This is a genomic window from Caenimonas terrae, from assembly GCF_042655405.1.
GTDB classification, from domain to species: Bacteria; Pseudomonadota; Gammaproteobacteria; order Burkholderiales; family Burkholderiaceae_C; genus Ramlibacter; species Ramlibacter terrae_A.
In genome coordinates, this window is the sequence record NZ_JBHSMF010000015.1 from 349,120 (window position 1) to 374,729 (window position 25,610).

The following is a 25,610-nucleotide window of genomic DNA, read 5'->3' on the forward strand; positions in this document are numbered from 1 at the left end:
CATGCCGCGCGCCGCCGTCCCCGCCTACGAACAGGTCAAGGCCTTCATCCGCGGCCGCATCGCTTCGGGCCAGTGGAAGCCGGGCGACCCGGTGCCCAGCGAGGCGGCGTTGATGCAGCAGTTCGGCATCAGCCGCATGACGGTCAACCGCGGCCTGCGGGAGCTGGCCGGCGAGGGGCTGGTGACGCGGATCCAGGGCTCGGGCACGCGGGTGGCGCAGCTGCACCGCATCTCCTCGCGGCTGACCATCCGCGACATCCACGAGGAGGTGGCCGAGCGCGGCCACGTGCACAGCACGCGCGTGCTGCTGGCCGCCAGGGAGAAGGCCAGCGCCGCGATGGCCCAGTCGCTGGGGCTGCGCACCGGCGGCGCGGTGTTCCACAGCCGGCTGGTGCACCTGGAAAACGGCGTCGCCATCCAGTACGAAGACCGCTACGTCAATCCCGCCGCCGCCCCGGATTACCTCAAGACCGACTTCACCCAAGTCTCGCCCACGCTGCACCTGCTGCAGCACGCGCCGCTGACCGAGGCCAGCTACTCGATCGAAGCCTGCCTGCCGACCGCCGAAGAGGCGAAGGAGCTGGGCATCCGGCGCACCGAGCCCTGCCTGGCGATGATGCGGCGCACCGTGAGCGGCGCGCACGTGGCGAGCGTCGCGCGGCTGGTGTATCCGGGATCGCGCTACAGCTTCGCGGGGCAGTTCCAGGCATGAACTGGCAGATCGTCCGCCTCGACGACGTGGCGGCCACGCCCTGGCGCAACGGCGGCGGCGTCACGCGCGAGCTGCTGGCCTGGCCCGGGGCGCAGGACTGGCGGGTGCGCATGTCGGTGGCGCAGGTGACGCGAGACGGACCATTCTCGCGTTTCGACGGCGTGCAGCGCTGGTTCGCGGTGCTGGCCGGCGCCGGCGTGCGCTTGCGGCTGGACGGCGCGGCGCACGTGCTGACGCAGCGCAGCGCGCCCTTCGTGTTCGACGGGGCGGCGGACACCGATTGCCGGCTGCTCGCCGGCCCGACGCAGGACTTCAACCTGATGCTGCGGCAATGCACGGGGCGCATGCAGCGGCTGCAGGGCAGGCACGCGTTCGGCTGCGGCGCCGGCGCGCTGGTGGCCGTCTACGGCGCCGGCAACGCGGCGCTGCTGGACGTCGGAGGCGGGCAGACGCAGATCGCCCCGCAGACGCTGGCGTGGCGGATACTGGATGCGGGCGGTCCGGTGCAGGTGGAAGCGGCGGACGCCCTGTGGATGGAGATCGCACCATGAGCCTGGAGATCTGGAGCAATTGCCGGGCCGCTACGATGCAGCCGGATGCGGCCGTGCCATATGGGCTGATCGAGGATGCGGCGATCGCGGTCGAGGGCGACCGCATTGCGTGGGTCGGCGCGGCCGCCGAACTGCCTGCGGCGATGCGGCAACGCGCGGGCCGTCACCACGATGCCGGCGGCGCGCTGATCACGCCCGGCCTGATCGACTGCCACACGCACCTGGTCTACGGCGGCGACCGCGCGGCGGAATTCGAGCTGCGCCTGAACGGCGCGAGCTACGAGGACATCGCCCGCGCCGGCGGCGGCATCGCCTCCACCGTCAAGGCCACGCGCGCGGCCTCGGAAGAAGAGCTCCTGGCGCAGAGCCAGCCGCGGCTGCAGGCGCTGCTGGCCGAGGGCGTGACCACGGTGGAAATCAAGTCCGGCTACGGCCTGGCGCTGGAGCACGAGCGCAAGTGCCTGCGGGTCGCGCGCTCGCTCGGCGCCTTGAACCCGGTCGAGGTGCGCACCACCTTCCTCGGCGCCCACGCGCTGCCGCCGGAGTTCGCCGGCCGCGCCGACGATTACATCGCCGAGGTGCTGCGCATGCTGCCGGCGCTGCATGGCGACGGCCTGGTCGACGCGGTGGACGCCTTCTGCGAGCGCATTGCCTTCAGCACGGCGCAGACCGCGCGCGTGTTCGAGGCCGCGGCGGCGCTGGGCCTGCCGGTGAAGCTGCACGCCGAGCAACTGAGCGACAGCGGCGGCGCGGCGCTGGCGGCGCGGCATGGCGCGCTCAGCTGCGACCACCTCGAGTGGCTCGGCGACGAGGGCGCCGCCGCGATGGCCAGGGCCGGCTCGGTGGCGGTGCTGCTGCCTGGCGCCTTCTACTTCCTGCGCGAGACCCGGCTGCCGCCGGTCGCGCTGCTGCGCCAGAACAAGGTGCCGGTCGCCATTTCCACCGACTGCAATCCCGGCAGCTCGCCCTGCACCTCGCTGCTGCTGATGCTGAACATGGCCTGCACGCTGTTCCGGCTGACGCCGCAGGAGGCGCTGGCCGGCGTCACCAGCGTCGCGGCGCAGGCGCTGGGCCTGCCGGACCGGGGCGTGCTGGCGGCCGGCATGCGCGCGGATTTCGTCGCCTGGGACGTGCAGCGCCCGGCGCAACTGGCCTACGCCATCGGCGCCAACCCGCGCCGCCAGACCGTGTTCAAGGGACAACCGACATGAGCTTCACACTGCACCGCGGCAGCTCGCCGCTGCTGGTCAGCATCCCGCACCTGGGCACCGAGATCCCGCCGGAGCTGAGGCCGCTTTACGACCCGCGCGCCCTGGCCGTCGAGGACGCCGACTGGCACCTGGACCGCCTCTACGACTTCCTGCCGGCGCTGGGCGCCAGCGTGCTGCAGCCGCGCTATGCGCGCTACGTGATCGACCTGAACCGCCCGCCGGACGACACGCCGATGTACCCCGGCGCGTCCAACACCGAGCTGTGCCCGACGCGCTTCTTCAATGGCGACGCGCTGTATGCCGAGGGCAGGGCGCCGCCGGCGGCGGACCTGGCCGCGCGGCGCGAGCAGTACTGGCGGCCGTACCACGAGGCGCTGCAGGCGGAGCTCGCGCGCATCAGGCAGCAGCACGGCTTCGTGCTGCTGTGGGACGCGCACAGCATCCGCTCGCAAATCCCCTGGCTGTTCGACGGCCGGCTGCCGGACCTGAACATCGGCACCGCGGACGGCGCCAGCGCGGACGCGTCGATCGCGCAGGCGGTGGTCGCCGCAGCCTCGGCCAGTCCGGCCTACAGCCACGTGCTGAACGGCCGCTTCAAGGGCGGCTACATCACGCGCCGCTACGGCCGCCCGGCCGAGGACGTGCATGCGGTGCAGCTGGAGATGTGCCAGAGCGTCTACATGCAGGAGGCGCCGCCCTTCGCCTATCTGGAGCCGCTGGCGCGCCGGGTGCAGCCGACGCTGCGGTCGATGGTCGGTGGCGCGCTGGACGCCTGCAAGGCCCTGTATGGCCGCTGACGCGGACCGCTTCCTCGCGCCGCTGGCCTGGGTTGGCGGCGCCTGGGCGCGCGACGTGCTGCTGGAAGTCGGCGCCGATGGCTGCTGGCGCAGCGTCACGCCGGACGCGCCCGCCGCGTCGCGCGCCGGCGCGCAGCCGCTGGCCGGCCCGGTGCTGCCCGGCCTGGTGGACGCCCACAGCCACGCCTTCCAGCGCGCCATCGCCGGCCTGACCGAGAGCAGCGCGCACGGCGAGGACGATTTCTGGCGCTGGCGCGACCGCATGTACAGCGTCGCCAACCGCATCACGCCGCAGCAGCTGGAGGCGATCGCCGCCTACCTGTATGCCGAGCTGCTGGACGCGGGCTACACCGAGGTCTGCGAATTCCAGTACCTGCACAACGCCATCGGCGGCCAGCCGTTCGCGCAGCCGGCCGAGATGGCGCTGGCGCTCGCGCGTGCCGCGGGCCGCGTCGGCATCGGCCTGACCCTGCTGCCCACGCTCTACATGCGCAGCGGCTTCGGCGCGGCCGGCCTGCGGCCCGACCAGCAGCGCTTCGCCTCCACGCCGGACTCCGTCATGCGGATCGGCGAAGCGGTCGACGCCCTGGCGCAGCCGCTGGTCCACGCCGGGGTGGCGCTGCACTCGCTGCGGGCGGTGGACCGTGCCGCGCTCACCGAAGTGGCGGCCGCCGCGCGCGGCCGCATGCCGGTCCACATCCATATCGCCGAACAGCAGCAGGAGGTGGCCGCTTGCGTCGCCCAGCACGGGCGCTGTCCGGTCGAATGGCTGCTGGAGCACGTGGAGCTGGATGCGCACTGGAACCTGGTGCACGCGACGCAGACCTCCTCGGGCGAACTCGCCGGCGTGCACTCCGCCGGCGCGAGCATCGTGATCTGCCCCGCCACCGAGGCCAACCTGGGCGACGGCGTGTTCGACCTGCCGGACTGGCTGGGGCGCCAGGGCAGCTGGTCGATCGGCTCGGACAGCCACGTCACGCGCAGCTGGCAGGAGGAATTGCGCCTGCTCGAATACTCGCAACGGCTGGCGCTGCGCCGTCGCAACATCGCGGCGCGCTCGGGGTCGCGCGAGAGCTCGGCGGCCGTGCTGTTCGACGGCGCGCTGGCCGGCGGCTCGGCGGCGGCGGGCCGGCCGCTGGGCGGGCTGCGCGCGGGCGAGCGGGCCGACTTCATGGTGATCGACCGCGAGGCACCGGCCCTGCTCGGCGTGCCCGATGCGCAACTGCTCGACGCACTGGTGTTCTCCACGCCGCATGCGGGCCTGCGCCAGGTGCACGTGGCCGGCCGACCGGTGCGCACGCTGGCCGACCGGCCGGAACTGGCCAGCGCGATGCGGGCGGCGATGCAGGCGCTCTGGCGCTGAACGGCTAGGGCCGCGCCAGCGTGCGCCGCAGCGCCTGGAACAACAGCTCGGACTGCAGCCGCTCGCCATTGGCCTCCTGCGCCACCCGCGCCGCGAGCGCCGGATCGACCGGCCGCAGGGCCCGGCCGGTGGATTGCGCGATCACCTGGACGGCGCAGGCGCGCTCCAGGTAGTAGAGGTCGTCGTAGGCGTAGTCGATGCGCTCGCCGCAGACCACCACGCCGTGGTTGCCCAGGAACACGATGTCGGCGCCCTGCATGGCGATGGCGATGCGTTTGCCCTCGGACGCATCCAGCGCCAGCCCGTTGTAGTTGCCGTCGATCGCCACCCGGCCGTGGAAGCGCATCGCGTTTTGCGACAGCGTCGTGTCCAGCCCGCGGTCTTCTGTCAGCGTGAGCGCGGTGGCGTAGGGCATGTGGCTGTGCAGCACGCAGGCCTTGCCGGCGATGCGGTGGACGGCGGCGTGGATGAACATCGCAGTCGGCTCGATCTCGTGCCGGCCCGCCAGCCGGCGGCCCTGCGCGTCGACCAGCACGATGTCGCCCGCCTGCACTTCGCTCCACATCAGGCCGCGCGGGTTCAGCAGGAACAGTTCGGGCCGGTCCGGCAGCGCCACGCTGAAATGGTTGCACACGCCTTCGCCCAGCCCGTGGTGGGCCGCGGCGCGCAGCGCCAGCGCTAGGTCGCCGCGCAGGGCGGCGACGGCGGGCGAGTCGAACAGAGCCTGGGGTCCGCGTTCAATCACATTCGATCTCCCGCACACCGACCCGGATGTAAGGGTGGCGGCAGATTTCATCTCCATCCTGTGGCACGGTCCAGTTGACCAGGTAGCGGTTGCCTGCCACCAAGCTCGCTGCGGCAACCGACGCCGCCATGCCGACAAGAATCCCGACGAAAAAGCCGATCGCATAGCGCTTCAAGATGATCTCCCTGGACCAGAGTGTGACGCGCACCGTCGCGCCGCCGATCATCGGCGAATCCCGACAGGCGGAACGGCAGCGTTCGTGCTGCGCGGCCCCTGGAGCCATCACGGCCGGCACGGTTCGGTGAGCCGGTCGGCGCTGACGCTGCTGAGCGAGCGCTCCGCCGGGGGCGAGATCTCCAAGGAGGAGTTCGAGGAGAAGAAGGAGATCCTCGTTCGGCGCACATGAGCGCGGTCTACGTTTGTCCATGCACGCGAATGTCCGCCGGCCGGCGCCCGGTGCTGGGAGCTTCATGGTTGCCGGTTCTGCGTTCGCCTGAAGGCCCACCCTGAAAGCGGAAGCAGGACAGCCAGAGCCATGCCTTGCAGCAGGGGAGCCATCACGACGGCAAGAGCCCCTTGCGCGTCGGTGTGCCAAAAGATCGCGTTGGCCAGATAGAGAACGCCGCCGATGGAAACGGCGACCGCGACCACATGCCAATGGACAGGGGCAACCCCTTTGCGGGCCACCAGGACGGCAACCATCGCCGCATAGGGGGAAACCAGCCAGGCAGCGAAGAACAGGAACGCGGCAGGGCTGGTCGGCTTGAGTGCGCTGACAAACCAGACGGTGGTGCCTGCGGCGGCCGCGATGGCGAGGAACCCGACCGTGCGGATGCGATGCATGTGGTCATTGTCGCTTTCCCTGTCCAGGGCAGCAAACGGGCCGGGAAGGCCGTCCCGGGCCGGCCGGCGTACAGTTTCACTCCCATGGACCGGCTGCAGAACATCGAGACCTTCGTGCGGGTGGCGCAGACGCAGAGCTTCGCGGAAGCGGCGCGGCAGCTGCGCGTCGCCAAGTCGGTTGTCACCACCCGGGTCAGGCAGCTCGAGGACTACCTGGGCGGGCCGCTGTTCCACCGCAGCACGCGGGTGGTGCGCCTGAGCGAGCTGGGCCAGGCCTACCTGCGCGACTGCACCGAGCTGGTCGGGCGCGCCAACGACATCGTCGACCAGATGCGCGAGGTGCGGGGCACGCCGGCCGGCAGCCTGCGCGTGCATGCGCTCACCGGCCTGGTGCTGGGGCACTTCGGCTCGCTGCTGCGGGAGTTCCAGGCCGCCTACCCGGAGATCCGGCTCGACCTGATCGTGAGCGACGCGGTGGTCGATCCGGTGCAGGCCGGCGTCGACTGCGCGCTGCAGATCTTTCCGGCCGCTTCCACCGAGCTGATCTCGCGGCCGCTGTTTCCGGTGCGGCGCGTGTTCTGCGCCACGCCGAAGTACCTGCGCGCCCACGGCACGCCCAAGGAGCCGCGCGACCTGCACGAGCACCGGCTCGGCCTCTACTCCGGTTACCCGACCCGGGACCGCTGGACCTTCCACCGCGAGGGCCAGCAGTTCACGATGTACCTGAACGCGCCGCTGCTGACCAACAGCGTCCACCTGCTGCGCGAATACGCGCTGGAACACGCCGGCATCGTCTGCGTGCCGACCCTGGTGGCCGGCGAGGCCATCCTCAGGGGCGACCTGAAGATCGTGCTGCCGGCGCACCAGCTGTCGTCGTTCTGGCTCAGCGCCGTCTACGCGGAAACCTCGCGCAACGCCTTCAAGCTCAAGCTGTTCATCGAGCACATCGCGGCGGAGTTCAACCGGGTTCCTCCCTGGGACGCGGCGCTGATCGAGCGCAAGCTGATGCCGCAGGGGCTGATCGAAGAATAAGGGTTAACCCCGAGGATTGTTCGGAAGCGCCGAACAATCCGGCCACGATCTGCGGCCTACCGGCCGGCCGGCCCGGCTCCTAGAGTTCGACCCAGCGCGGCGCAGTCCGCCGCGCCGAAGCGCAAGGAGACAAGCATGTCCGTGGCCTACCAGACCAGATTCGGCTCGCTCAAGAGCTACGACAAGGGGCGCGTCGAGGTGATCGACGACGACGTCAAGCACTACGCCTTTTCCAACTGTTTCGAGATTGCGGGCAAGAGCAGGCCGTACGAGCGGGTGGTGTTCGGCCAGAACCAGATCTACGTGCTGGAGACGGTGCGGGCCGAGGGCAATTCGCCCTGGTACACCTGCGCCCACGACGAATTCGCGCTGTGCATGGACGGCGAGGTGGAGGTGCACCTGGTGCAGCTTGACGCCTCGCAGGCCGTCCCCGACAAGGACAAGAACGGCGCGGTGCTGGTGGAGGGCGCACCGAAGGGCCAGAAGATGGGCTGGATGAAGCTCAGGCGCGGCCACCAGGGCCTGTTGCCCAAGAACAGCGCCTACCAGTTCCGAGCCGCCCAGCCCGCCGTGCTGGTGCTGCAGACCTGCAAGGGCGAGGTCTCGGTGGAACGCTGGGCCGAGATCTGCCAGGTGAATGCCGTTGCCGGACAGGCCGCGGCAACGGGGCGCCCGGTCCTGAACTGATCGCAACAGGAGACGCGAAATGAATGCACCCAACGACCTGGTCAACGTCGCCGCCTCCGAGCCCGACGCCACGCTCGGCTACCGCAGCTTCACGCTCGGCAGCTTCAGCTTCAGCCGCGACGAGTACTTCGCCCACATCCGCTGGATCACCCGCGACGGCCGGCCGCTGTCGCACACCATGGACGTCGCCAACTTCCTGCGCGCGCTGATGCGCGACGTCGCCTGGGGCTTCTTCTACGGCTGGGTCAACTTCGACCATGTGGTCGGCACCGTCAACCACTACAAGTCGGTCGACCTGTATGCCGGCTCGTACAACGCCACCATGAAGGCGGCCGGCGTGGACCTGCTGGAGAACTTCCCCGCCGACCAGATCGGCGCCACCTTCGCCGCGATGCTGGACGACTGGACCAACGAGAGCTTCGACCCGTTTTCCGCGCCGCAGGAGACGGGTTCGGCCTACGGCCGCAAGAACGGCAACAACAAGGCGAAGATCACCCGCGCCCGCGAACTGGCCAAGCGCTGCGTCGGCCTGAAGGACGACCTGCCGATGCGCACCGACGCGCGCGGCGCGCCGGTCAACCGCGCCTTCGCCGACGTGCCCCAGGACGCGCCCGAACTGCATCCCGAGCCGGGCTTCGAGAACGAGGTCCACGCCTTCAACCTGTTCGCGTTCCTGTCGCGCAGCCAGGTCACCTGGAACCCGTCGTTCACCAGCGTGGTGAAGTACAGCTTCATGTGCCCGACCACCGAGGAGCACATCCTGCCCATCATCCACGGCAACGACCGGGTCGAATGGTTCTTCCAGATGACCGACGAGATCCACTGGGACTGCGCCCACAAGGAGACCGGCAAGCCGCTGGCCCGCGTCATCATGAAGGCCGGCGACATGGCGGCGATGCCGGCCTATTGCCGGCACCAGGGCTACAGCCCCAAGCGCTCGATGCTGCTGGTCTGGGAGAACGGCTCGCCCAACCTGGTCTACGAGATCCAGAAGGGGGAAGCGCCCGAAGTTCCAGTCACGTTCTAAGGAGGCCACCATGTCCCTCACCCGCGAAACAATGACCGACGAGCAGCGCAAGTCCGTGGCGCTGGAATACCTCAAGGCGTTCGACAACGGCGGCGTCACGTCCAGCGGCGACTCGATCCTGGAGCTGTTCGCCACCGATGCCCAGGTCTACTTCCCCAAGTGGGGACTGGCCACCGGCCGCGACCAGATCGGCAAGCTGTTCGGCGACGTCGGCGCCACGCTCAAGGGCATCGTCCACCACTACGCGGAGTTCAACTGGGTCTTCTCCGGCAGCGACATGGTGGTGTGCGAAGGCACCAGCCATGGCGAGCATCGCGACGGCCCCTGGCGCGCCGGCGTGCCGGACTGGGCCGCGGGCCGCTGGTGCGACGTGTTCGAGATCCGCGACTGGCAGATCCAGCGCTGCTTCATCTACCTGGATCCGGACTACGCCGGCAAGGACACCAAGCGCTATCCCTGGCTGGCCGGCGTCGCGGGCTGAGCCGATGGCCGCGCCACCGGGGATCCGCCGCCAGCTCTTCATCGACGGCGGGTTCGTCGATGCGGCGTCGGGCGAAACGCGGGCCACGCTCAATCCGCACGACAACAGCGTGATCGCCGAGGTGGCGATGGCGGGCACGGAAGATGTGGCCCGCGCGGTGGCCGCGGCGCGGCGCGCCTTCCCGGCCTGGAGCCGCCGGCCGGCGGCGGAGCGCGGACGCATCCTGCTGAAACTGGCGGACCTGATCGAGGCCGGCGCCGAGTCCCTTGCGCAGCTGGAATCGCTGGACACCGGCCACCCGATCCGCGACTCGCGCATGCTGGACGTGCCGCGCACGGCGGGCTGCTACCGCTACTTCGGCGGCATGGCCGACAAGTTCCAGGGCGAGACCATCCCGGTGGAGGCGGGTTTCCTCAACTACACGCTGCGCGAACCGGTCGGCGTGGTCGGCCAGGTGGTGCCCTGGAATTTCCCGCTGATGTTCACCAGCTGGAAGATGGCGCCGGCGCTGGCGGCGGGCAACACCGTGGTGATGAAGCCGGCCGAGATCACGCCCCTGACCTCCCTGAAGATCGGCGAGCTGATGGCCGAGGCCGGCGTGCCGCCTGGCGTGGTCAACATCCTGCCCGGATTGGGCAGCGTCGCCGGGCAGGCGCTGGCCGAGCACCCCGGCGTCGCCAAGATCGCCTTTACCGGCAGCACGGCGACCGGCCGCCGCATCGTGCAGGCCTCGGCCGGCAACCTGAAGAAAGTCCAGCTCGAACTCGGAGGCAAGGGTGCCAACATCGTGTTCGAGGACGCCGGCCTGGCCGCGGCAGTGAACGGCTCGGCCTGGGCCATCTTCCACAACCAGGGCCAGGCCTGCATCGCCGGGTCGCGCCTGCTGCTGCACGAGAAGATCGCGGACGCCTTCCTGGAAAAATTCATCGCCCTGGCGAGCTCGATCCGCCTGGGCAACCCCTTGGACGATCAGACCGAGATGGGGCCGCTGACCAGCGCCGAGCACCGCGACCGGGTGCTGGGCTACGTCGACGTGGCGCGCAGCGAAGGCGGCGAGCTGCTGGCCGGCGGCAAGGCCCCGGGCGGCGCGCTGGCGCGCGGCTGCTATGTGGAGCCGACCATCGTGCGCGCCGCCAGCCCGGCGGACCGGATCGCGCAGGAGGAAGTGTTCGGGCCCTTCGTCACGGTGCTGACCTTCAGGGACGACGAAGAGGCCCTGAAGATCGCCAACGGGACCGACTATGGCCTGGGCAGCGGCCTGTGGACATCGAACCTGCAGCGCGCCCACCGGTTCGCGCGCGAGCTGCGCGCCGGCATGGTCTGGATCAACAGCTACAAGCGCGTCAACCCGGGATCGCCGTTCGGCGGCGTCGGCCTGTCGGGCTACGGCCGCGAGATGGGCTTCGACGCGATGCGCGAATACACCCAGGTCAAGAGCGTGTGGGTCAACGTCGATGCGCAGATCGCGCCGCACTACGCCCGCTGACGACTTGCCTGAAGACCAACGACCGAGGAGACACGATCATGAGCCTGACCCGCAGACAATTCAACCAGGCCGCCGCCGCGCTGGCCGCCGGCAGCGCGGCACCGGTCACGCTGGCCGCAGACCCGCTGAAGATCGGCTATGTCTCGCCGCAGACCGGGCCGCTCGCGCCGTTCGGCGAAGCGGACAAATGGGTGATCGACCAGATGAAGGCGGCGTTCAAGGACGGCCTCACCGTGGCGGGCAGGAAGTACGACGTGCAGATCCTGCTCAAGGACAGCCAGTCCAGCCCGAACCGGGCCGGCGAGGTGGCCAGCGACCTCATCCTGAAGGACAAGGTGGCCCTGGTGCTGACGGCAGGCACGCCCGAGACCGCCAACCCGGTCAGCGACGCCTGCGAGCTCAACGAGATTCCGTGCATCTCCAGCGTGGTGCCGTGGCAGCCCTGGTTCTTCGGCCGCAAGGGCGATCCGGCCAAGGGCTTCGCCTGGACCTATCACTTCTTCTGGGGGCTGGAGGACGTGATCGCGAACTTCACCAACGGCTGGAAGAGCGTGCCGACCAACAAGAAGGTCGGCGGCCTGTTCCCCAACGACGGCGACGGCAACGCCTGGGGCGACAAGGAGCTGGGCTTTCCCAAGCCGCTGGCGCAGATGGGGTTCACGCTGCTCGACCCGGGCCGGTTCCAGAACGGCACGCAGGACTTCAGCGCGCAGATCGCCGCATTCAAGAAGGACGGCGTGGAGATCGTCACCGGCGTGGTGATCCCGCCCGACGCCAAGACCTTCCTCACCCAGGCCCGCCAGCAGGGCTTCAGGCCCAAGGTGATCACGCTGGGCAAGGCCCTGCTGTTCCCCGGCGCGATCGAGGCGCTGGGCGACCTCGGCGAGGGCCTGACCACCGAGGTTTGGTGGAGCCCTTCGCATCCCTACACCTCGTCGCTGACGAAGCAGAGCGCCAGGGCGTTGGCCGACGCCTACGAGGCCGGCGCGAAGAAGCAGTGGACCCAGCCCATCGGCTTTGCCCATGCGCTGTTCGAGGTGGCGGCGGACGCGCTCAAGCGCAGCAAGTCGCTCAAGGCCGCCGACGTGCGCGACGCCGTTGCCGCGACCGCGGCCAATACCGTGGTCGGCCCCGTCAAATGGGGTGGCCAGGGGCCGTTCAAGAACGTCAGCAAGACGCCGCTGGTGCTGGGCCAGTGGGGCAAGGGCAGGAAGTACAAGTACGAGCTGACCATCGTCAACAACCAGGCGGCCAAGAACATCCCCACCGGCGGCACGATGCGCGCGATCTGAGCGCGCAGCTGCCATGGCCCTGCTCGCCCTGCACTCGGTCGGCAAGTCTTACGGGGCGCTCAAGGTCATCGACGCGATCTCGCTGTCGGTGGCGCCGGGAGAGACGCTGGGCATCCTGGGGCCGAACGGCGCCGGCAAGACGACGCTGTTCAACCTGATCTCGGGCGACGTCGCGGCGGACGCCGGCCGGATCGAGTACGACGGTCGCGACCTCGGCCGGCTGCGGCCGCACCAGCGCTGCCGCGCCGGCGTCGGTCGCAGCTACCAGGTGCCGCAGCCCTTCGGCCACATGACGGTGTTCGAGAACCTGGTGACGGCCGCCTGCTTCGGCGCGCGGCAAAGCGAACGCGAGGCCTGGCACACGGCGCACGAGGTGCTGCAGCAGACCGGACTGGCGCCGCATGCCAACAAGGCGGCCGGCGGCCTCACGCTGCTCGATCGCAAGCGGCTGGAACTGGCCCGGGCGCTGGCGACCCGTCCGCGGCTGCTGCTGCTCGACGAAATCGCCGGCGGCCTGACCGAGCACGAGGCCCGCGTGCTGGTGCAGGAGCTGGCGCGCATCAAGGCCCAGGGCATGACCATCCTGTGGATCGAGCATGTGGTCCATGCGCTGCTGGCGGTGGCCGACCGGCTGTTCGTCATCAACTTCGGCCGCGAGCTGGCCCAGGGCAAGCCGCCGGACGTGATGAACGACCCGCAGGTGCAGCGGGTCTACATGGGCATGGAGGCTTGAGATGGCCGCCACCGGGGCGAACCAGTCACCCCTACTCTGCACCCATGCACTGGAGGCCTTCTATGGCGATGCGCAGGCGCTGTTCGGCATCGATTTCACGCTCGAACAGGGCGAGGTGGTGGCGATCATCGGCGCCAACGGCGCCGGCAAGTCCACCTTCCTCAAGTGCCTGACCGGCCTGCTGCGGGCACCGCGGGAGGCGGTGCGCCTGGCCGGCGAGGCCGTCGGCGGCCTGCCGCCCGGCGAGATCGTGCGCCGCGGCCTGGCGCTGGTGCCCGAGGGCCGGCGCCTGTTCCCCAGCCTGTCGGTGCAGGAAAACCTGCTGATGGGAAGCTGTTCGCGCCGCAGCGGCCCCTGGGACCTGCAGCGGCTGTACCGGCTGTTCCCGGTGCTGCAGGACAAGCGGCATGCGCCGGCAACCTCGCTGTCCGGCGGCCAGCAGCAGATGGCGGCGCTGGGCCGGGCGCTCATGAGCAATCCGCGCGTGCTGCTGTGCGACGAGCTCTCGCTGGGCCTGGCGCCGATCGTGATCGGCGAGATCTACCGCGCCCTGCCGCAGGTGACGGCCGAGGGCATGACGGTGGTGATCGTCGAGCAGGACGTCGGCCTGGCCCAGCGCGTGTCGCGCCGCCTCTACTGCCTGCAGGAAGGGCGCGTGTCGCTGCAGGGGCGCTCGGATTCGTTCACCCGCGAGCAGGTCTCGCAAGCCTACTTCGGAGCGTGAGTCCGGCATGATCGATACGCTGGTGCAGGGGCTGCTGCTGGGCGCGCTGTACGCCCTGTTCGCCCTTGGCCTGTCGCTGATGTTCGGCGTGATGCGGCTGACGAACACGGCGCATGGCGATTTCATCGTCCTGGCGGCCTTCGCCGCCATCGCGGCGATCGGCCTGTGCGGCGGCGCCGTCGCGCCGGCGGTGCTGGCCTTGCTGCCGCTGGCCTTCGGCTTCGGCTACGCCCTGCAGCGCTATGTGCTGAACGCGACCCTGGGACGCGACCCGCTGCCGTCGCTGGTGGTGACCTTCGGCCTGTCGATCGTGATCCAGAACCTGCTGCTGGAACTGTTCTCGGCCGACCCGCGCTCGATCGCCAGCGGCGGCCTCAACACCGCCAGCGTGCAGCTGGGGCCGGAGCTGGCGGTGGGCGTGCTGCCGCTGATCGTGCTGGCCGTCGCGGTGGCGGCGACGGCGGGCCTGCAGCTGCTGTTCGGCCGGACGGCGATCGGCCGCTCGTTCCGCGCGGTGTCGGACGACCGCGAGATCGCCGAGCTGATGGGACTGGACGCGCGCAAGGTCTATGCGCTGGCCACCGCCATCGCCTGCGTGCTGATCGCCGTGGCCGGGGTGCTGCAGGGCATGCGGACCACCGTGGCGCCGTCGGACGGGCCGTTGCTGCTGCTGTTCGCCTTCGAGGCGGTCATCATCGGCGGCATGGGCTCGTTCTGGGGCACGCTGGCCGGCGCGATGATCCTGGGGCTGACGCAGCAGGCGGGCTTCCGGCTCGATCCGGGCTGGGGCATCTGGTTCGGCCACCTGGTGTTCCTGGCCGTGCTGGTGGTGCGGCCGCAAGGCCTGTTTCCGAGGACGCGAGGATGAGCGGCATGCCTGTGGCCTTCGCCGTCGAACGCGGCTCGCGCCAGGCCTGGGTCACGCTGGCCGCGGGCATGGCGCTGGTGGCCTTGGCGGCCAGCCTGCCGTTCTGGGGCGAGTCGAGCTGGATGCGCGAGTTCGTCGAGATCGCCTGCTACTTCGTCTTCGCGATGATGTGGAACCTGCTGGCCGGCTACGGCGGCATGGTCAGCATCGGGCAGCAGGCCTTCTTCGGCCTGGGCGGCTACGTGATGCTGATGCTGGGCAACTTTGCCGGCATGAACCCGTTCCTGGCGATCCCGCTGGGCGCGCTGGCGGCGGGCCTGGTGGCGATCCCGGTGTCCTGGGTGGCATTCCGGCTGTCCGGCGGCTACTTCGCGATCGGCACCTGGGTGATCGCCGAAGTGTTCCGGCTGGGCTTCGCCAACATGTCGGCGGTGGGCGGCGGCTCCGGCACCACGCTGACGGCCCTGCGCGGGATCGACAAGGCCACGCGCGAAAGCCTCACCTACTGGATCGCGCTGGCCTGCGTCGTCGGCGCGATCGCGCTGGTGTACCTGTTTCTGCGCAGCAAGCAGGGCCTGGCGCTGCTGGCGATCCGCGACAACGAGGTGGCGGCCGAGTCGCAGGGGATCGCCGTGCGGCGCATGAAGCTGGCCGTGTACGGCGTCGCGGCGCTCGGCGCCGGCCTGGCCGGCGCCCTGTATTTCGTCGGCAACCTGCGGATCAGCCCGGATGCCGCCTTCAGCGTCAACTGGACGGCCTTCGCGATCTTCATGGTGGTGATCGGCGGCATCGGCCGCATCGAGGGCCCGATCGTCGGTGCGCTGCTGTTCTGGGCGCTCAACAAGTTCTTCAGCGACTGGGGCACCTGGTACCTGCTGGGGCTGGGCCTGGTCGCGGTGCTGGTGACGCTGTTCTTCCGCCAGGGGCTGTGGGGCTTCGTGCAGCAGCGCTGGGGCTGGACGCTGTTCCCGACCGGCCGCGTGCTGAAGTTATATCGCTGAGACCCGCGGAATGTTCTGCGCGATGCGCCACAGGACGCCGCTCGGATCGAACAGCACGAAGTCGCGCATGGCCCAGGGCTGGTCCTGCGGCTCGCCGATCTTCACGCCGAAGCGCGTGGCGACATCCTTTGCTCTTGCGTGCCACGACCCGACATCTTCGACCAGCAGGTGCATCTGGAAGTTGTCGGCGTGCTCTTTGACGTAGAAATCCTGCAGCAGGAAGCTCGATTCCCCGCAGTGCAGGTACGCGATTCCGTCGAAGACCGAGGCCAGGGTGAAGCCCAGGGCCTGGTAGAACTGCAGCGACAGCGCGAAGTCGCGCGCCGGGACGAAGGCCTTGATTTCAACGCAGGCGAGGTTCATGGCGCCGAAATTACCAGAAACCGGCTCCGTCGCCGACTTCTCAACGAACCGGGCGGAGCAACGCGCAGCCTGGTTCCCTTTGTGAAGAGGATCCGGCTTCGCCGGTCCTCTTCACACTGATCAACCCACTTCCAAATCGCTCCGGCGATTTGGAAGTGACGAGCTTAGATCCATCTGCCGCCGCGCAATTCCCGCGTCAGCCAGGCGCAATAGACAGGGGCGGCGACCAGGCCGGCGGCGCCGAAGCCGGCCTCCAGCACCAGCATCGACGCCAGCAGCGCATAGGCCGGCACCTGGATCCGGTTGCCGACGAAGTGCGCGTTCAGGAAATATTCGAGCTTGTGCACCACCACCAGGAACGCCAGCGAGACGCCGCCCAGCCACGGCGAGACGGTCAGCGCGGCCAGCACGATCGCCGCGTTGGACAGCAGGTTGCCGACGATCGGCAGCAGGCTGGCGAAGAAGGTGAAGGCCACCAGCGTGTGCGACAGCGGCACCTTGTAGCCGAACAGCGGCAGGATCACCAGCAGGTAGGCGGCGGTCACCAGCGTGTTGACCAGCGAGATGCGCAGCTGCGCGGCCACGATGTCGCGGAAGGCCAGGGCCAGCTGCACCAGCCGGTGCTGCGCCAGCCGCATCAGCGGCGCGCTCGGTTCCGGCTGCGGCGCCGCGGCGCCGGCCAGAATGCCGATCGCCAGCCCCAGCACCAGATAGAGCAGGATCCGCAGCGCCTCCCGGCCCCATTGCTGCACCTGCGCGGCGTGGCTGCGCAGCCAGCTGGAGACCGCCTCCTGCAGCGCGGCCGCCGAATCGGGCAGCTTGGTGGCGATCCAGTCCGGCGCCGTGGTGCGGATGCTGTCCAGGGTGTCGGCCAGCAGCCGCAGCAGCTTGGCCAGCCCGCCCGAGGACGCGCTGAGCAGCAGCTCGAAGGCCTCGAACATCGCGAAGCCGATCGCCACCAGCACCACCGCCAGCAGCAGGTAGGTGATCCAGGGCGCGCGGGTGGAATCGAGGTGGGCCCGCACCCGGGCCCGCAGCGAGCGGTACAGCACGAAGCCGCCGACCCCGGCGAACAGCGCCGGCAGCAGGTGCAGGTGCAGCACCGCCAGCAGCGCGATGCCGGCGATGGCGACGCTGCGGAAGTGATAGACGTCCGCGCGCGGGATCGGCGCGTTCTCGGGAAACTCGGGCGGGAGGGTCATCGTGGTCGGGTGGCTGCGGTCCGATCCTAACCCGGCCCGCGCCCGGCACCGATTTTCACCAAGCACCCGCTTGCTAAAAATAGGATCCTTTGCTATGGTCCCCGGCGATGGAACGACCCGTAGCGCGCAGTTCGCCGGCGGCCGGCGACCCGGCGGCCGAACGGCGGCCGCGCGGCCGGCCGCGCAAGACGCTGCACGACCGCGACGACGGCAACCGCAGGCAGGAAGTGCTGCGGGCCGCCGCCAGGCTGTTCCGCCGCAAGGGCTTCCACGCCACCAGCACGCGCGACATCGCGGCGGCCGCCGGCATGCGCAGCGGCTCGCCCTTCTATCACTTCAAGAGCAAGGGCGCGCTGCTGTACGCGGTGATGGAGGAGGGCATGCGCTCGGCCATCCTGCGCCAGCAGGCGGCGCTGGCCGACGCGCCGGCCGTCCCGCAGGAGCGGCTGCGGCTGCTGGTGCGCAACCACTTCGACATCCTGCTCGGCCCGGGCAGCGACTTCATCCCGGTCATGCTGTACGAATCGCGTTCGATCACCGCCCGCCAGCGGACCCTGCTGGCGCAGCTGCAGGGCGACTACGAGGCGCCCTGGCTGCCGGTGCTGGACGGCCTGCACGCGGCCGGCCGGCTGCGGGCCGACGTCAAACTGGCGCGGCTGCTGATCTTCGGCGCCCTCAACTGGTCGGCCCAGTGGTATGACCGCCGCAAGGGCGCGTCGCTGGACGAACTGACCGGCGCCGCCCTGCAATTGTTCATCGGAGACTGCCCTTGACCTACCCATCCCATTACCGATCCGTCTTCGCCCCCGGCCTGTTCGCCCACAAGGTGGTGCTGGTGACCGGCGGCGGCTCCGGCATCGGCCGCTGCACCGCCCACGAACTGGCCTCGCTCGGCGCCCACGTGGTGCTGATCGGCCGCAAGCTGGAGAAGCTGCACGACGTGGCCGGCGAGATCCTGGCCGACGGCGGCCGCGCCAGCTTCCATTCCTGCGACATCCGCGACGAGGCGGCGGTGCAGAACACGGTGGAGGCGATCGTGCTGGTGCACGGCCGCGTGGACGGCCTGGTGAACAACGCCGGCGGCCAGTTCATCGCGCCGCTGGACAGCATCAGCGCCAAGGGCTGGGAGGCGGTGGTCAACACCAACCTCACCGGCGGCTTCCTGATGGCGCGCGAATGCTACGTGCAGTCGATGAAGCAGCATGGCGGCGCCATCGTCAACATCGTGGCCGACATCTGGGGCTCGATGCCCAACATGGGCCACAGCGGCGCGGCCCGTGCCGGCATGGTGAGCTTCACCGAGACGGCGGCGGCCGAATGGGCCCACAGCGGCGTGCGGGTCAACGCGGTGGCGCCCGGCTACATCGCCTCCAGCGGCATGGACCACTACCCGCCCGAGGCCGGGCCGATGCTGCGCGAGATGCGCTCCACCGTGCCGGCCGGGCGCTTCGGCACCGAGGCGGAGACCTCGGCGGCCATCGTCTACCTGCTCAGCCCCGCCGCCAGCTTCGTCAGCGGCTCGGTGCTGCGGGTGGACGGCGCGCGCCCGCAGGTGCGCATGGGCTGGCCGATGCAACTGCCCGACGCGCAGGCGCGCCAGCGCGAGGCGGTCAAGCCCTTCGAGGGCTTCCACCGGGGCACCACGCCCAAGCTGTTCGACGAGAAGGGCTGAGCGGTGCCGGCCTACCGATCGTCCTGGAACGCGCAAGGGCCGCAGGCGGCCGAGCGCCGCGCCGCCATGCTGGCGCGCATCGAGCAGCTGCGGACGCTGGAGCAGCGCCCGGGCGCGGCGTCGGCGGCCTCGCGGCCGGTGTTCGACAAGCGCGGCCAGCTGCTGCCGCGGGAGCGGGTTGCGCTGCTGCTCGACCCCGGCGCTGCGTACCTGCCCCTGTGTTCGCTGGCCGGCTACATGCAGGACACGAAGGACCCGGCCGCATCCGTGCCCGGCGGCGGCATGGTCGCCGGCATCGGCTTCGTCTCGGGTGTGCGCTGCATGGTGGTAGCCAGCGACTCGGGCATCGACGCCGGCGCCATCCAGGCGATGGGGCTGGACAAGATCCTGCGGGTGCAGGAGATCGCGCTGGCCAACAAGCTGCCGTTCCTGCACCTGGTGGAGAGCGCCGGCGCCAACCTGCTGAAGTACCGGGTGGAGGGTTTCGTGCAGGGCGGCGCGCTGTTTCGCAACCTGGCGCGGCTCTCGGCGGCCGGCATTCCGGTGATCACCGTGCAGCACGGTTCCGGCACCGCCGGCGGCGCCTACATGCCCGGCCTGTCGGACGTGGTGGTGATGGTGCGCAAGCGTTCGCGCGCCTTCCTGGCCGGCCCGCCGCTGCTGATGGCCGCGACCGGCGAAGTGGCGACGGAGGAAGAACTGGGCGGCGCCGAGATGCACACCTCGGTCTCGGGCCTGGGGGAGTATCTGGCGGAGGATGACCGGGAGGCGTTGGGGATGGCGCGGGACATCGTGGCCAGGACCGCTAACACCGTTCGGGCCGAGCCTGTCCAAGCCCACGCGAACCCTTCGACCCTTCGACAAGCTCAGGACAGGCCAGGCTCGGCCCGAACGGATTGCGGCCCGCGCTATCCCGCCGACGACCTCCTGTCCCTCATGCCGGCCAGCCTGCGCGAACCGGTGGACATGCGCGAGGTCATCGCCCGCATCGTCGACGGCTCCGACCTGCTGGAGTTCAAGCCGCTTTACGGCGCGGCGACGGTCTGCGTGCAGGCCGGGATCGGCGGCCATGCGGTGGGCTTCATCACCAACAACGGCCCGATCGACGTCGCCGGCGCCAACAAGGCGACGCACTTCATCCAGTGGATGTGCCAGCTGGGCCACCCCATCGTCTACCTGCAGAACACCACCGGCTACATGGTGGGCAAGGAGAGCGAGCAGGGCGGCATGATCAAGCACGGCTCCAAGATGATCCAGGCCGTGACCAATGCCACCGTGCCGCAGATCACCATCCAGTGCGGCGCCAGCTTCGGCGCCGGCAACTACGGCATGTGCGGCCGCGGCTATGCGCCGCGCTTTCTGTTCAGCTGGCCCAATGCGCGCACCGCCGTGATGGGCGGCGAGCAGGCCGCCCGCACCATGCAGATCGTCGCCGAGGCCGGCCTCGCGCGCAAAGGAATCAAGCCCGACCCGGCGCAGTCGCAGGCGCAGTTCGACCGGATCGTGGCGCTGTTCGAGTCGCAGGCCGACGCCTTCTACACCTCCGGCCTGCTGCTCGACGACGGCGTCATCGATCCCCGCGACACGCGCGACGTTCTTTCGTTCTGCCTCGACACCATTGCGCAGGCCGCTGCGCGCGAGTTGCGGCCGATGCAGTTCGGCGTGGCGAGAATGTGACGCAAGAAATTCTTGAACGCAGAGGACGCAAAGACTCGCAGAAGCCGCAGAAAAGTCCGCGTAACTTCTGCGTCCCCTGCGTTCACAACGGGCCTCCCTGCCAACCACCTCACCGGAGACAGGAAATGCAATTCACCCACGAGCACCAGGAAATCCAGAAGACGCTCAAGCGCTTCATCGACGAGAAGATCAATCCGCACGTGGACGAGTGGGAAGAAGCGGAGATCTTTCCGGCGCACGAGGTGTTCAAGGGCCTGGGCGAGCTCGGGCTGCTGGGGCTGACCAAGCCGCCGGAGCACGGCGGGGCGGGTCTGGACTATTCGTACGCGATGGCGATGGCGGAGACGCTGGGGCACATCCACTGCGGCGGCGTGCCGATGGCGATCGGCGTGCAGACCGACATGGCGACGCCGGCGCTGGCGCGCTTCGGCAGCGACGACCTCAAGCGCGAGTTCCTGGCGCCGGCGATCGCCGGCGACATGGTCAGCTGCATCGGCGTCAGCGAGCCGGGCGCCGGCAGCGACGTGTCCGCCATCAAGAGCGTGGCGCGCAAGGACGGCGACGACTACGTGATCAGCGGCCAGAAGATGTGGATCACCAACAGCCTGCAGGCCGACTGGATGTGCATGCTGGTGAACACCGGCGAAGGGCCGGCGCACAAGAACAAGTCGCTGGTCATCGTGCCGCTGCGCGAGGACGGCAAGCTGCGCAAGGGGATCGAGGTGGCGCGCAAGATCCGCAAGATCGGCATGAACTCCTCGGACACCGGCCTGATCTATTTCGACGAGGTGCGGGTGCCGCAGCGCAACCGGATCGGCGCCGAGGGCCAGGGCTTCATCTACCAGATGCAGCAGTTCCAGGAAGAGCGGCTGTGGGCCGCGGCCAGCTGCCTGCAGTCGTTGACCAACTGCATCGGCTGGACCATCGAGTGGGCGCAGGAGCGCAAGCTGTTCGGCGCCGCGCTGGCCGACCAGCAATGGGTGCAATTCAAGCTGGCGGAGCTGAAGACCGAAGTGGAAAGCCTGCGCGCGCTCACGTACCGGGCCGGTGAGTTGTACGTCGGCGGACAGGACGTGCTGGAACTGGCCTCGATGGCCAAGCTCAAGGCCGGGCGGCTGAACCGCCAGGTGCCGGACACCTGCCTGCAGTTCTGGGGCGGCATGGGCTACACCTGGGAGAACAAGGTCTCGCGCATGTTCCGCGACGGCCGGCTGGCCTCCATCGGCGGCGGCGCCGACGAGGTGATGCTGCAGATCCTGGCCAAGACCATGGGCGTGGCCAAGCGGCCGCCGTCCGCCAAGTGATGCACAAGATCCGCCGCCTGCTGGTCGCCAACCGCGGCGAGATCGCGCGCCGCATCCTGCGCACCGCGCATGGCATGGGCATGGAAACCGTCGCGGTGTATTCGGATGCGGACGCCGACGCGCTGCACGTGCGCGAAGCGACGACGGCGCAGGCGCTGGGCGGCCTGGCCTCGGCGGACTCCTATCTGCGCATCGACAAGCTGATCGCCGCGGCGCGCGCCGGCGCCGCCGACGCGGTGCATCCGGGCTACGGGTTCCTCAGCGAGAACGCCGACTTCGCGCAGGCCGTGCTGGACGCCGGGCTGGTGTGGGTCGGGCCGCCACCGGACGCGATCCGCACGCTGGGCAACAAGGCGGCCGCCAAGCAGCTGGCGCAGGCGCGCGGCGTGCCCTGCCTGCCCGGTTATCACGGCGGCGAGCAGTCGGACCAGCGGTTCGCCAGCGAGGCGCTGCGGATCGGCTTTCCGCTGATGGTGAAGGCGGCGGCGGGCGGTGGCGGCCGCGGCATGCGGCTGGTCGGCTCTCCGGAGCAACTGGCCGAGGCGGTGCGCAGCGCCCGCTCCGAGGCGCAGTCCGCCTTCGGCTGCGGCGACCTGCTGCTGGAACGCGCCCTGCTGCAGCCGCGCCATGTGGAGGTGCAGGTGGTCGCCGACAGCCACGGCCACTGCATCCACCTGGGCGAGCGCGATTGCTCGGTGCAGCGGCGCCACCAGAAGCTGGTCGAGGAGACACCCAGCCCCGCGGTGGACGAGGCGCTGCGCCGCCGGATGGGCGAGTCCGCGGTGCTGCTGGCGCAGGCGGCCGGCTACGTCGGCGCCGGCACGGTGGAATTCCTGCTGGAGGGACGCGAGTTCTTCTTGATGGAGATGAACACCCGGCTGCAGGTGGAGCATCCGGTCACCGAGATGGTCACCGGGCTGGACCTGGTGGAGTGGCAGCTTCGGGTGGCGCAGGGCGAAGCCTTGCCGCTGGCGCAGGAGCAAGTGCGCTGCGACGGCCATGCGATCGAGGTGCGCCTGTGCGCGGAGGACGACGAGTTCCGCCCGCATGCGGGAACGGTGCTGCACTTCCTGCCGCCGGCCGATGTGCGCTTCGACCACGCGATCGCCGAAGGCATGGCCGTCTCGCCGCATTACGACTCCATGCTGGGCAAGCTGGTGGCCTACGCCCCGACCCGGGACCAGGCGATCGACCAGCTGCTGGCGGCGCTGAACGCGCTGCAGTTGCTTGGCCTGCCGACCAACCGCGCGCTGCTGGCCGCCTGCATCGACCATCCGACCTTCCGCAGCGGCCAGGCGTTGATCCCGTTTCTTGCCGAACAGGCGGCGGACTTGCGCCGCACGCTGCGCGGCAGGGAAAGCGAGGCGGCTCCGGCCGCCGGCCTGGCGGCGCTGTTCCCGGCCCGGCAGGATCACGGGCTGGCCTGCCCGTTTCCGCGGCCGCTGCGGCTGCGCCACCGTGAGGAACTGCTGGCCTTGCGCGTGCAGGAGCGCGCGGACGGCCGGCTCGACGTCGAATCGACGGCCGGCATCCGGAGCTTGCGGCCGGCCAATGCCGCCTGCGTCCGCCTGGACGACGGCCGCTGGCACGTGCAGGTGGGCGCGGTGGACCTGTTCGTCGAGGACGCATCCTTCGAGCCGCCCAATGCCGGCGGCGCCGCGGCGGGCGGCGGCGAACTGCGCGCGCCCTTCAACGGCCGCGTGATCGCGGTGCACGCCGCGGCCGGCGCCGCGGTGGCGCACGGCGAGACCCTGCTGGTGCTCGAATCGATGAAGCTGGAACACGCGCTTGCCTCCAGCCGCGGCGCGGTCGTGCAGGCGGTGCATGCGCAGGCCGGCCAGCAGGTAGCCACCGGCCAGCTGCTGGTCACCTTCGAGGCAAGGCCATGACAACGGAACTGCAGCAGGACATCGGGGCGCTGGGCGACAGCGTCCGGCGCTTCACGCTGGAGCGCATCGCGCCGCACATCAACGCCTGGGACGAGGCCGGCGAATTTCCGCGCACGTTGTACCGCGAGGCGGCGGCGCTGGGCCTGCTCGGGCTCGGCTATCCCGAGGCACTGGGCGGCACGCCGGCGCCGTTCGCGCTGCGCAACGCCGTCTCCACCATCATGGCGCGCCACAGCGGCAGCGGCGGCCTGATGGCCAGCCTGTTTTCGCTGAACATTGGCTTGCCGCCGGTGCTGCGCCACGGCGCGCCGGAGCTGCAGCAGGAGGTAGTGCCGCCGGTGCTGCGCGGCGAGCGCATCGCGGCGCTGGCCATCACCGAGCCGGGCGGCGGTTCCGACGTCGCGGCGCTGCGCACCACGGCGTGCCGCGACGGCGGCGACTGGGTGGTCGACGGCGAGAAGGTGTTCATCACCTCCGGCATGCGGGCCGACTGGATCACGATGGCGGTGCGCACGTCGGAAGGCAAGGGCGCCGGCGGCATCTCGATGCTGCTGGTGCCGGGGGACGCGGCCGGCCTGTCGCGCACCGCGCTGGACAAGATGGGCTGGTGGTGCTCCGACACGGCGCACCTGCGGCTGGACGGCGTGCGGGTGCCGGCGCGCTACCTGCTGGGCGAGGAGGGCGGCGGCTTTCGCATGATCATGGGCAACTTCAACGGCGAGCGGCTCGGCATGTCGGCGATGGCGCTGGGCTTCGCGCAGGCCTGCCACGACGAGGCGCTGGACTGGGCGCGCCAGCGCCAGGCCTTCGGCAGCGCGCTGGTGGACAAGCAGGTGATCCGCCACAAGCTGGTGGACATGCAGATGCGCATCGCTTCCACCCAGGCGTGGCTGGACGCGGTGACGGCCCGGGCGGACGCCGGCGACCAGTCTGCCGACTGGGTGGCGCAGGTCTGCATGCTGAAGAACCATTCGACCCAGGCCATGCAGTTCTGCGCCGACCAGGCGGTGCAGATCCTGGGCGGCATGGGCTTCATGCGCGGCACCAAGAGCGAGCGGATCTACCGCGAGGTCAAGGTGATGATGATCGGCGGCGGCGCCGAGGAGATCATGAAGGACCTGGCCGCGAGGCAGCTGGCGCTATGACCAAGCCGCCGCCAGAGCCGCCCTTCGCGTTCGAGCCCGAGTTCGTCGCCGCCCTGATCGGCATGTTCGACGACGGCATCCCGTTCAACCAGGTGCTGGGCCTGAAGATCACCAGCCTGCGGCCCGACGGCGTGACGGGCCGGATCGGCATGAAGCCGGAGCTGGTCGGCAACTTCCTGCACAACCGGCTGCACGGCGGCGTGATCAGCGCGGGGCTGGATTCGATGGCGGGGCTGGCCGTGATGGCGGCGATCGGCGCGCGCCACATGGACGAAGCGCCGGCGCAGCGGCTGCAGCGCTTCACCAAGCTGGGGACCATCGACCTGCGGGTCGACTACCTGCGCCCGGCCATCGGCCGCAGCTTCGAGCTGCGGGCCGAGGTGATGCGGCTGGGCTCGCGCGTGGCCTCGACCCGGATGGAGTTCTTCGGTGCCGACGGCACCTTGCTGGCCAGCGGCGCGGGCGCTTACATCGTGTCTTGAGATTCGACGAACCGGTCGCAGCAACGCGCAGACCGGTTCCCTTTGTGAGCGGATCCGGCTTCGCCGGTCCGCTTCACACCGATCAAACCACTTGGAAAATCGCCCAAGCGATTTTCCAAGTGATCAACCCCCCTTGTGCGGACGCTTGCCCGGGTTCTTCTTGCTGCGCGTGGCCTTGCCGCGCTCCAGGCTGACTTTCTGGCCGCCGCCGTTGCGGCGCAGGCTGACGCCGGCGATGGGCTTGACTGCGGGGGTGGCCTTGCGGTCGGCTTCGGTAACGATCTTGTTGCCCATGGGGTGCTCCGGAAACGGGATGGTGACAA

At 70.0% G+C, this 25,610-nt stretch carries 28 protein-coding genes; 22 read left to right on the forward strand and 6 right to left on the reverse strand.

Annotated features, from left to right (window positions below; translation table 11 throughout):
• The first annotated feature begins 1 nt into the window (after position 1).
• From hutC to ACFPOE_RS23685, 5 genes are read left to right on the forward strand one after another with little or no spacing between them, the layout of a single operon-like run.
• Positions 2-712 carry a histidine utilization repressor gene (gene hutC / locus ACFPOE_RS23665; RefSeq protein ID WP_376852806.1) on the forward strand — a complete coding sequence of 237 codons (711 nt, stop codon included), beginning with the start codon at positions 2-4 and terminating at the stop codon, positions 710-712.
• Positions 709-1,263, forward strand: a complete 555-nt coding sequence (locus tag ACFPOE_RS23670) for a HutD/Ves family protein (RefSeq protein ID WP_376852807.1) — start codon at positions 709-711, stop codon at positions 1,261-1,263. Before hutC ends, ACFPOE_RS23670 begins: the two co-directional genes overlap by 4 nt.
• Positions 1,260-2,474, forward strand: coding sequence for an imidazolonepropionase (gene hutI, locus ACFPOE_RS23675; RefSeq protein WP_376852808.1), 1,215 nt, complete (start codon positions 1,260-1,262; stop codon positions 2,472-2,474). Before ACFPOE_RS23670 ends, hutI begins: the two co-directional genes overlap by 4 nt.
• A complete protein-coding gene (gene hutG, locus ACFPOE_RS23680) occupies positions 2,471-3,271 on the forward strand; it encodes an N-formylglutamate deformylase (protein ID WP_376852809.1) in 801 nt (266 codons plus the stop codon). The genes hutI and hutG overlap by 4 nt, the downstream gene beginning before the upstream one ends.
• Entirely contained in the window at positions 3,261-4,634 is a 1,374-nt protein-coding gene (locus tag ACFPOE_RS23685; RefSeq protein ID WP_376852810.1) for a formimidoylglutamate deiminase, read from the forward strand. Before hutG ends, ACFPOE_RS23685 begins: the two co-directional genes overlap by 11 nt.
• Positions 4,635-4,638: 4 nt before the next feature.
• Here ACFPOE_RS23685 and ACFPOE_RS23690 read toward each other — a convergent pair whose 3' ends face one another.
• From ACFPOE_RS23690 to ACFPOE_RS23700, 3 genes are read right to left on the reverse strand one after another with little or no spacing between them, the layout of a single operon-like run.
• The gene (locus ACFPOE_RS23690; RefSeq protein WP_376852811.1) at positions 4,639-5,379 is read right to left on the reverse strand and encodes an aldolase; all 741 of its coding nucleotides are present in this window, start codon (positions 5,377-5,379) and stop codon (positions 4,639-4,641) included.
• Positions 5,372-5,806, reverse strand: coding sequence for a hypothetical protein (locus ACFPOE_RS23695; RefSeq protein WP_376852812.1), 435 nt, complete (start codon positions 5,804-5,806; stop codon positions 5,372-5,374). Before ACFPOE_RS23695 ends, ACFPOE_RS23690 begins: the two co-directional genes overlap by 8 nt.
• 41 nt (positions 5,807-5,847) lie before the next feature.
• Positions 5,848-6,222 (reverse strand): hypothetical protein, encoded by a 375-nt coding sequence (locus ACFPOE_RS23700; protein WP_376852813.1) that lies wholly within the window; start codon positions 6,220-6,222, stop codon positions 5,848-5,850.
• An 84-nt stretch (positions 6,223-6,306) separates the two neighbouring features.
• Between ACFPOE_RS23700 and ACFPOE_RS23705 the strand changes: the two genes are divergently transcribed.
• The 10 genes from ACFPOE_RS23705 to ACFPOE_RS23750 all read left to right on the forward strand — a co-directional run bounded on the left by ACFPOE_RS23705 (position 6,307) and on the right by ACFPOE_RS23750 (position 15,553).
• Positions 6,307-7,254 (forward strand): LysR family transcriptional regulator, encoded by a 948-nt coding sequence (locus ACFPOE_RS23705; RefSeq protein ID WP_376852814.1) that lies wholly within the window; start codon positions 6,307-6,309, stop codon positions 7,252-7,254.
• Between the two features lie 135 nt (positions 7,255-7,389).
• A complete protein-coding gene (locus ACFPOE_RS23710; protein ID WP_376852815.1) occupies positions 7,390-7,941 on the forward strand; it encodes a cupin domain-containing protein in 552 nt (183 codons plus the stop codon).
• Positions 7,942-7,960: 19 nt separating this feature from the next.
• The gene (locus ACFPOE_RS23715; RefSeq protein ID WP_376852816.1) at positions 7,961-8,968 is read left to right on the forward strand and encodes a hydroxyquinol 1,2-dioxygenase; all 1,008 of its coding nucleotides are present in this window, start codon (positions 7,961-7,963) and stop codon (positions 8,966-8,968) included.
• Between the two features lie 10 nt (positions 8,969-8,978).
• The gene (locus ACFPOE_RS23720; protein ID WP_376852817.1) at positions 8,979-9,449 is read left to right on the forward strand and encodes a nuclear transport factor 2 family protein; all 471 of its coding nucleotides are present in this window, start codon (positions 8,979-8,981) and stop codon (positions 9,447-9,449) included.
• 22 nt (positions 9,450-9,471) lie between these two features.
• Positions 9,472-10,935 (forward strand): aldehyde dehydrogenase family protein, encoded by a 1,464-nt coding sequence (locus ACFPOE_RS23725; RefSeq protein ID WP_376852860.1) that lies wholly within the window; start codon positions 9,472-9,474, stop codon positions 10,933-10,935.
• 38 nt (positions 10,936-10,973) lie between these two features.
• Positions 10,974-12,227, forward strand: coding sequence for an ABC transporter substrate-binding protein (locus tag ACFPOE_RS23730; protein ID WP_376852818.1), 1,254 nt, complete (start codon positions 10,974-10,976; stop codon positions 12,225-12,227).
• Positions 12,228-12,240: 13 nt separating this feature from the next.
• Positions 12,241-12,960: an ABC transporter ATP-binding protein gene (locus ACFPOE_RS23735; RefSeq protein WP_376852819.1), complete on the forward strand. Its 720-nt coding sequence runs from the start codon at positions 12,241-12,243 to the stop codon at positions 12,958-12,960.
• A gap of 1 nt (position 12,961) precedes the next feature.
• Complete coding sequence (locus ACFPOE_RS23740) at positions 12,962-13,684, forward strand: ABC transporter ATP-binding protein (protein ID WP_376852820.1); 723 nt, start codon at positions 12,962-12,964, stop codon at positions 13,682-13,684.
• A 7-nt stretch (positions 13,685-13,691) separates the two neighbouring features.
• Positions 13,692-14,552, forward strand: coding sequence for a branched-chain amino acid ABC transporter permease (locus tag ACFPOE_RS23745; RefSeq protein ID WP_376852821.1), 861 nt, complete (start codon positions 13,692-13,694; stop codon positions 14,550-14,552).
• The gene (locus ACFPOE_RS23750; RefSeq protein ID WP_376852822.1) at positions 14,549-15,553 is read left to right on the forward strand and encodes a branched-chain amino acid ABC transporter permease; all 1,005 of its coding nucleotides are present in this window, start codon (positions 14,549-14,551) and stop codon (positions 15,551-15,553) included. The genes ACFPOE_RS23745 and ACFPOE_RS23750 overlap by 4 nt, the downstream gene beginning before the upstream one ends.
• Here ACFPOE_RS23750 and ACFPOE_RS23755 read toward each other — a convergent pair.
• The gene (locus ACFPOE_RS23755; protein WP_376852823.1) at positions 15,542-15,916 is read right to left on the reverse strand and encodes a VOC family protein; all 375 of its coding nucleotides are present in this window, start codon (positions 15,914-15,916) and stop codon (positions 15,542-15,544) included. The genes ACFPOE_RS23750 and ACFPOE_RS23755 overlap by 12 nt on opposite strands.
• A gap of 164 nt (positions 15,917-16,080) precedes the next feature.
• Positions 16,081-17,118: an AI-2E family transporter gene (locus ACFPOE_RS23760; RefSeq protein ID WP_376852824.1), complete on the reverse strand. Its 1,038-nt coding sequence runs from the start codon at positions 17,116-17,118 to the stop codon at positions 16,081-16,083.
• Positions 17,119-17,225: 107 nt separating this feature from the next.
• Between ACFPOE_RS23760 and ACFPOE_RS23765 the strand changes: the two genes are divergently transcribed.
• The 7 genes from ACFPOE_RS23765 (at position 17,226) to ACFPOE_RS23795 (ending at position 25,287) form a co-directional block, all read left to right on the forward strand.
• Positions 17,226-17,891, forward strand: coding sequence for a TetR/AcrR family transcriptional regulator (locus ACFPOE_RS23765; protein WP_376852825.1), 666 nt, complete (start codon positions 17,226-17,228; stop codon positions 17,889-17,891).
• Positions 17,882-18,790 (forward strand): SDR family oxidoreductase, encoded by a 909-nt coding sequence (locus tag ACFPOE_RS23770; RefSeq protein WP_376852861.1) that lies wholly within the window; start codon positions 17,882-17,884, stop codon positions 18,788-18,790. Before ACFPOE_RS23765 ends, ACFPOE_RS23770 begins: the two co-directional genes overlap by 10 nt.
• Before the next feature lie 66 nt (positions 18,791-18,856).
• The gene (locus tag ACFPOE_RS23775) at positions 18,857-20,467 is read left to right on the forward strand and encodes an acyl-CoA carboxylase subunit beta (RefSeq protein ID WP_376852862.1); all 1,611 of its coding nucleotides are present in this window, start codon (positions 18,857-18,859) and stop codon (positions 20,465-20,467) included.
• Positions 20,468-20,592: 125 nt separating this feature from the next.
• Positions 20,593-21,771 carry an acyl-CoA dehydrogenase family protein gene (locus ACFPOE_RS23780; RefSeq protein WP_376852826.1) on the forward strand — a complete coding sequence of 393 codons (1,179 nt, stop codon included), beginning with the start codon at positions 20,593-20,595 and terminating at the stop codon, positions 21,769-21,771.
• Positions 21,772-21,779: 8 nt separating this feature from the next.
• Entirely contained in the window at positions 21,780-23,660 is a 1,881-nt protein-coding gene (locus tag ACFPOE_RS23785; protein WP_376852863.1) for an ATP-binding protein, read from the forward strand.
• Positions 23,657-24,805, forward strand: coding sequence for an acyl-CoA dehydrogenase family protein (locus ACFPOE_RS23790; RefSeq protein WP_376852827.1), 1,149 nt, complete (start codon positions 23,657-23,659; stop codon positions 24,803-24,805). Before ACFPOE_RS23785 ends, ACFPOE_RS23790 begins: the two co-directional genes overlap by 4 nt.
• Positions 24,802-25,287, forward strand: coding sequence for a thioesterase family protein (locus ACFPOE_RS23795; RefSeq protein WP_376852828.1), 486 nt, complete (start codon positions 24,802-24,804; stop codon positions 25,285-25,287). The genes ACFPOE_RS23790 and ACFPOE_RS23795 overlap by 4 nt, the downstream gene beginning before the upstream one ends.
• A gap of 123 nt (positions 25,288-25,410) precedes the next feature.
• Here the strand turns inward: ACFPOE_RS23795 and ACFPOE_RS23800 are convergent, their stop codons facing one another.
• The gene (locus tag ACFPOE_RS23800; RefSeq protein ID WP_376852829.1) at positions 25,411-25,581 is read right to left on the reverse strand and encodes a hypothetical protein; all 171 of its coding nucleotides are present in this window, start codon (positions 25,579-25,581) and stop codon (positions 25,411-25,413) included.
• Between the last annotated feature and the right edge of the window lie 29 nt (positions 25,582-25,610).

Excerpts from the sequence above, each read along its gene's own strand:
- hutC (WP_376852806.1), top strand. The coding sequence starts at position 2 with ATGCCGCGCGCCGCCGTCCCCGCCTACGAACAGGTCAAGGCCTTCATC.
- ACFPOE_RS23670 (WP_376852807.1), top strand. The coding sequence starts at position 709 with ATGAACTGGCAGATCGTCCGCCTCGACGACGTGGCGGCCACGCCCTGG.
- hutI (WP_376852808.1), top strand. The coding sequence starts at position 1,260 with ATGAGCCTGGAGATCTGGAGCAATTGCCGGGCCGCTACGATGCAGCCG.
- hutG (WP_376852809.1), top strand. The coding sequence starts at position 2,471 with ATGAGCTTCACACTGCACCGCGGCAGCTCGCCGCTGCTGGTCAGCATC.
- ACFPOE_RS23685 (WP_376852810.1), top strand. The coding sequence starts at position 3,261 with ATGGCCGCTGACGCGGACCGCTTCCTCGCGCCGCTGGCCTGGGTTGGC.
- ACFPOE_RS23695 (WP_376852812.1), bottom strand. The coding sequence starts at position 5,806 with ATGGACAAACGTAGACCGCGCTCATGTGCGCCGAACGAGGATCTCCTT.
- ACFPOE_RS23700 (WP_376852813.1), bottom strand. The coding sequence starts at position 6,222 with ATGCATCGCATCCGCACGGTCGGGTTCCTCGCCATCGCGGCCGCCGCA.
- ACFPOE_RS23705 (WP_376852814.1), top strand. The coding sequence starts at position 6,307 with ATGGACCGGCTGCAGAACATCGAGACCTTCGTGCGGGTGGCGCAGACG.
- ACFPOE_RS23710 (WP_376852815.1), top strand. The coding sequence starts at position 7,390 with ATGTCCGTGGCCTACCAGACCAGATTCGGCTCGCTCAAGAGCTACGAC.
- ACFPOE_RS23715 (WP_376852816.1), top strand. The coding sequence starts at position 7,961 with ATGAATGCACCCAACGACCTGGTCAACGTCGCCGCCTCCGAGCCCGAC.
- ACFPOE_RS23720 (WP_376852817.1), top strand. The coding sequence starts at position 8,979 with ATGTCCCTCACCCGCGAAACAATGACCGACGAGCAGCGCAAGTCCGTG.
- ACFPOE_RS23730 (WP_376852818.1), top strand. The coding sequence starts at position 10,974 with ATGAGCCTGACCCGCAGACAATTCAACCAGGCCGCCGCCGCGCTGGCC.
- ACFPOE_RS23735 (WP_376852819.1), top strand. The coding sequence starts at position 12,241 with ATGGCCCTGCTCGCCCTGCACTCGGTCGGCAAGTCTTACGGGGCGCTC.
- ACFPOE_RS23740 (WP_376852820.1), top strand. The coding sequence starts at position 12,962 with ATGGCCGCCACCGGGGCGAACCAGTCACCCCTACTCTGCACCCATGCA.
- ACFPOE_RS23745 (WP_376852821.1), top strand. The coding sequence starts at position 13,692 with ATGATCGATACGCTGGTGCAGGGGCTGCTGCTGGGCGCGCTGTACGCC.
- ACFPOE_RS23750 (WP_376852822.1), top strand. The coding sequence starts at position 14,549 with ATGAGCGGCATGCCTGTGGCCTTCGCCGTCGAACGCGGCTCGCGCCAG.
- ACFPOE_RS23755 (WP_376852823.1), bottom strand. The coding sequence starts at position 15,916 with ATGAACCTCGCCTGCGTTGAAATCAAGGCCTTCGTCCCGGCGCGCGAC.
- ACFPOE_RS23760 (WP_376852824.1), bottom strand. The coding sequence starts at position 17,118 with ATGACCCTCCCGCCCGAGTTTCCCGAGAACGCGCCGATCCCGCGCGCG.
- ACFPOE_RS23765 (WP_376852825.1), top strand. The coding sequence starts at position 17,226 with ATGGAACGACCCGTAGCGCGCAGTTCGCCGGCGGCCGGCGACCCGGCG.
- ACFPOE_RS23775 (WP_376852862.1), top strand. The coding sequence starts at position 18,857 with ATGCTGGCGCGCATCGAGCAGCTGCGGACGCTGGAGCAGCGCCCGGGC.
- ACFPOE_RS23780 (WP_376852826.1), top strand. The coding sequence starts at position 20,593 with ATGCAATTCACCCACGAGCACCAGGAAATCCAGAAGACGCTCAAGCGC.
- ACFPOE_RS23790 (WP_376852827.1), top strand. The coding sequence starts at position 23,657 with ATGACAACGGAACTGCAGCAGGACATCGGGGCGCTGGGCGACAGCGTC.
- ACFPOE_RS23795 (WP_376852828.1), top strand. The coding sequence starts at position 24,802 with ATGACCAAGCCGCCGCCAGAGCCGCCCTTCGCGTTCGAGCCCGAGTTC.
- ACFPOE_RS23800 (WP_376852829.1), bottom strand. The coding sequence starts at position 25,581 with ATGGGCAACAAGATCGTTACCGAAGCCGACCGCAAGGCCACCCCCGCA.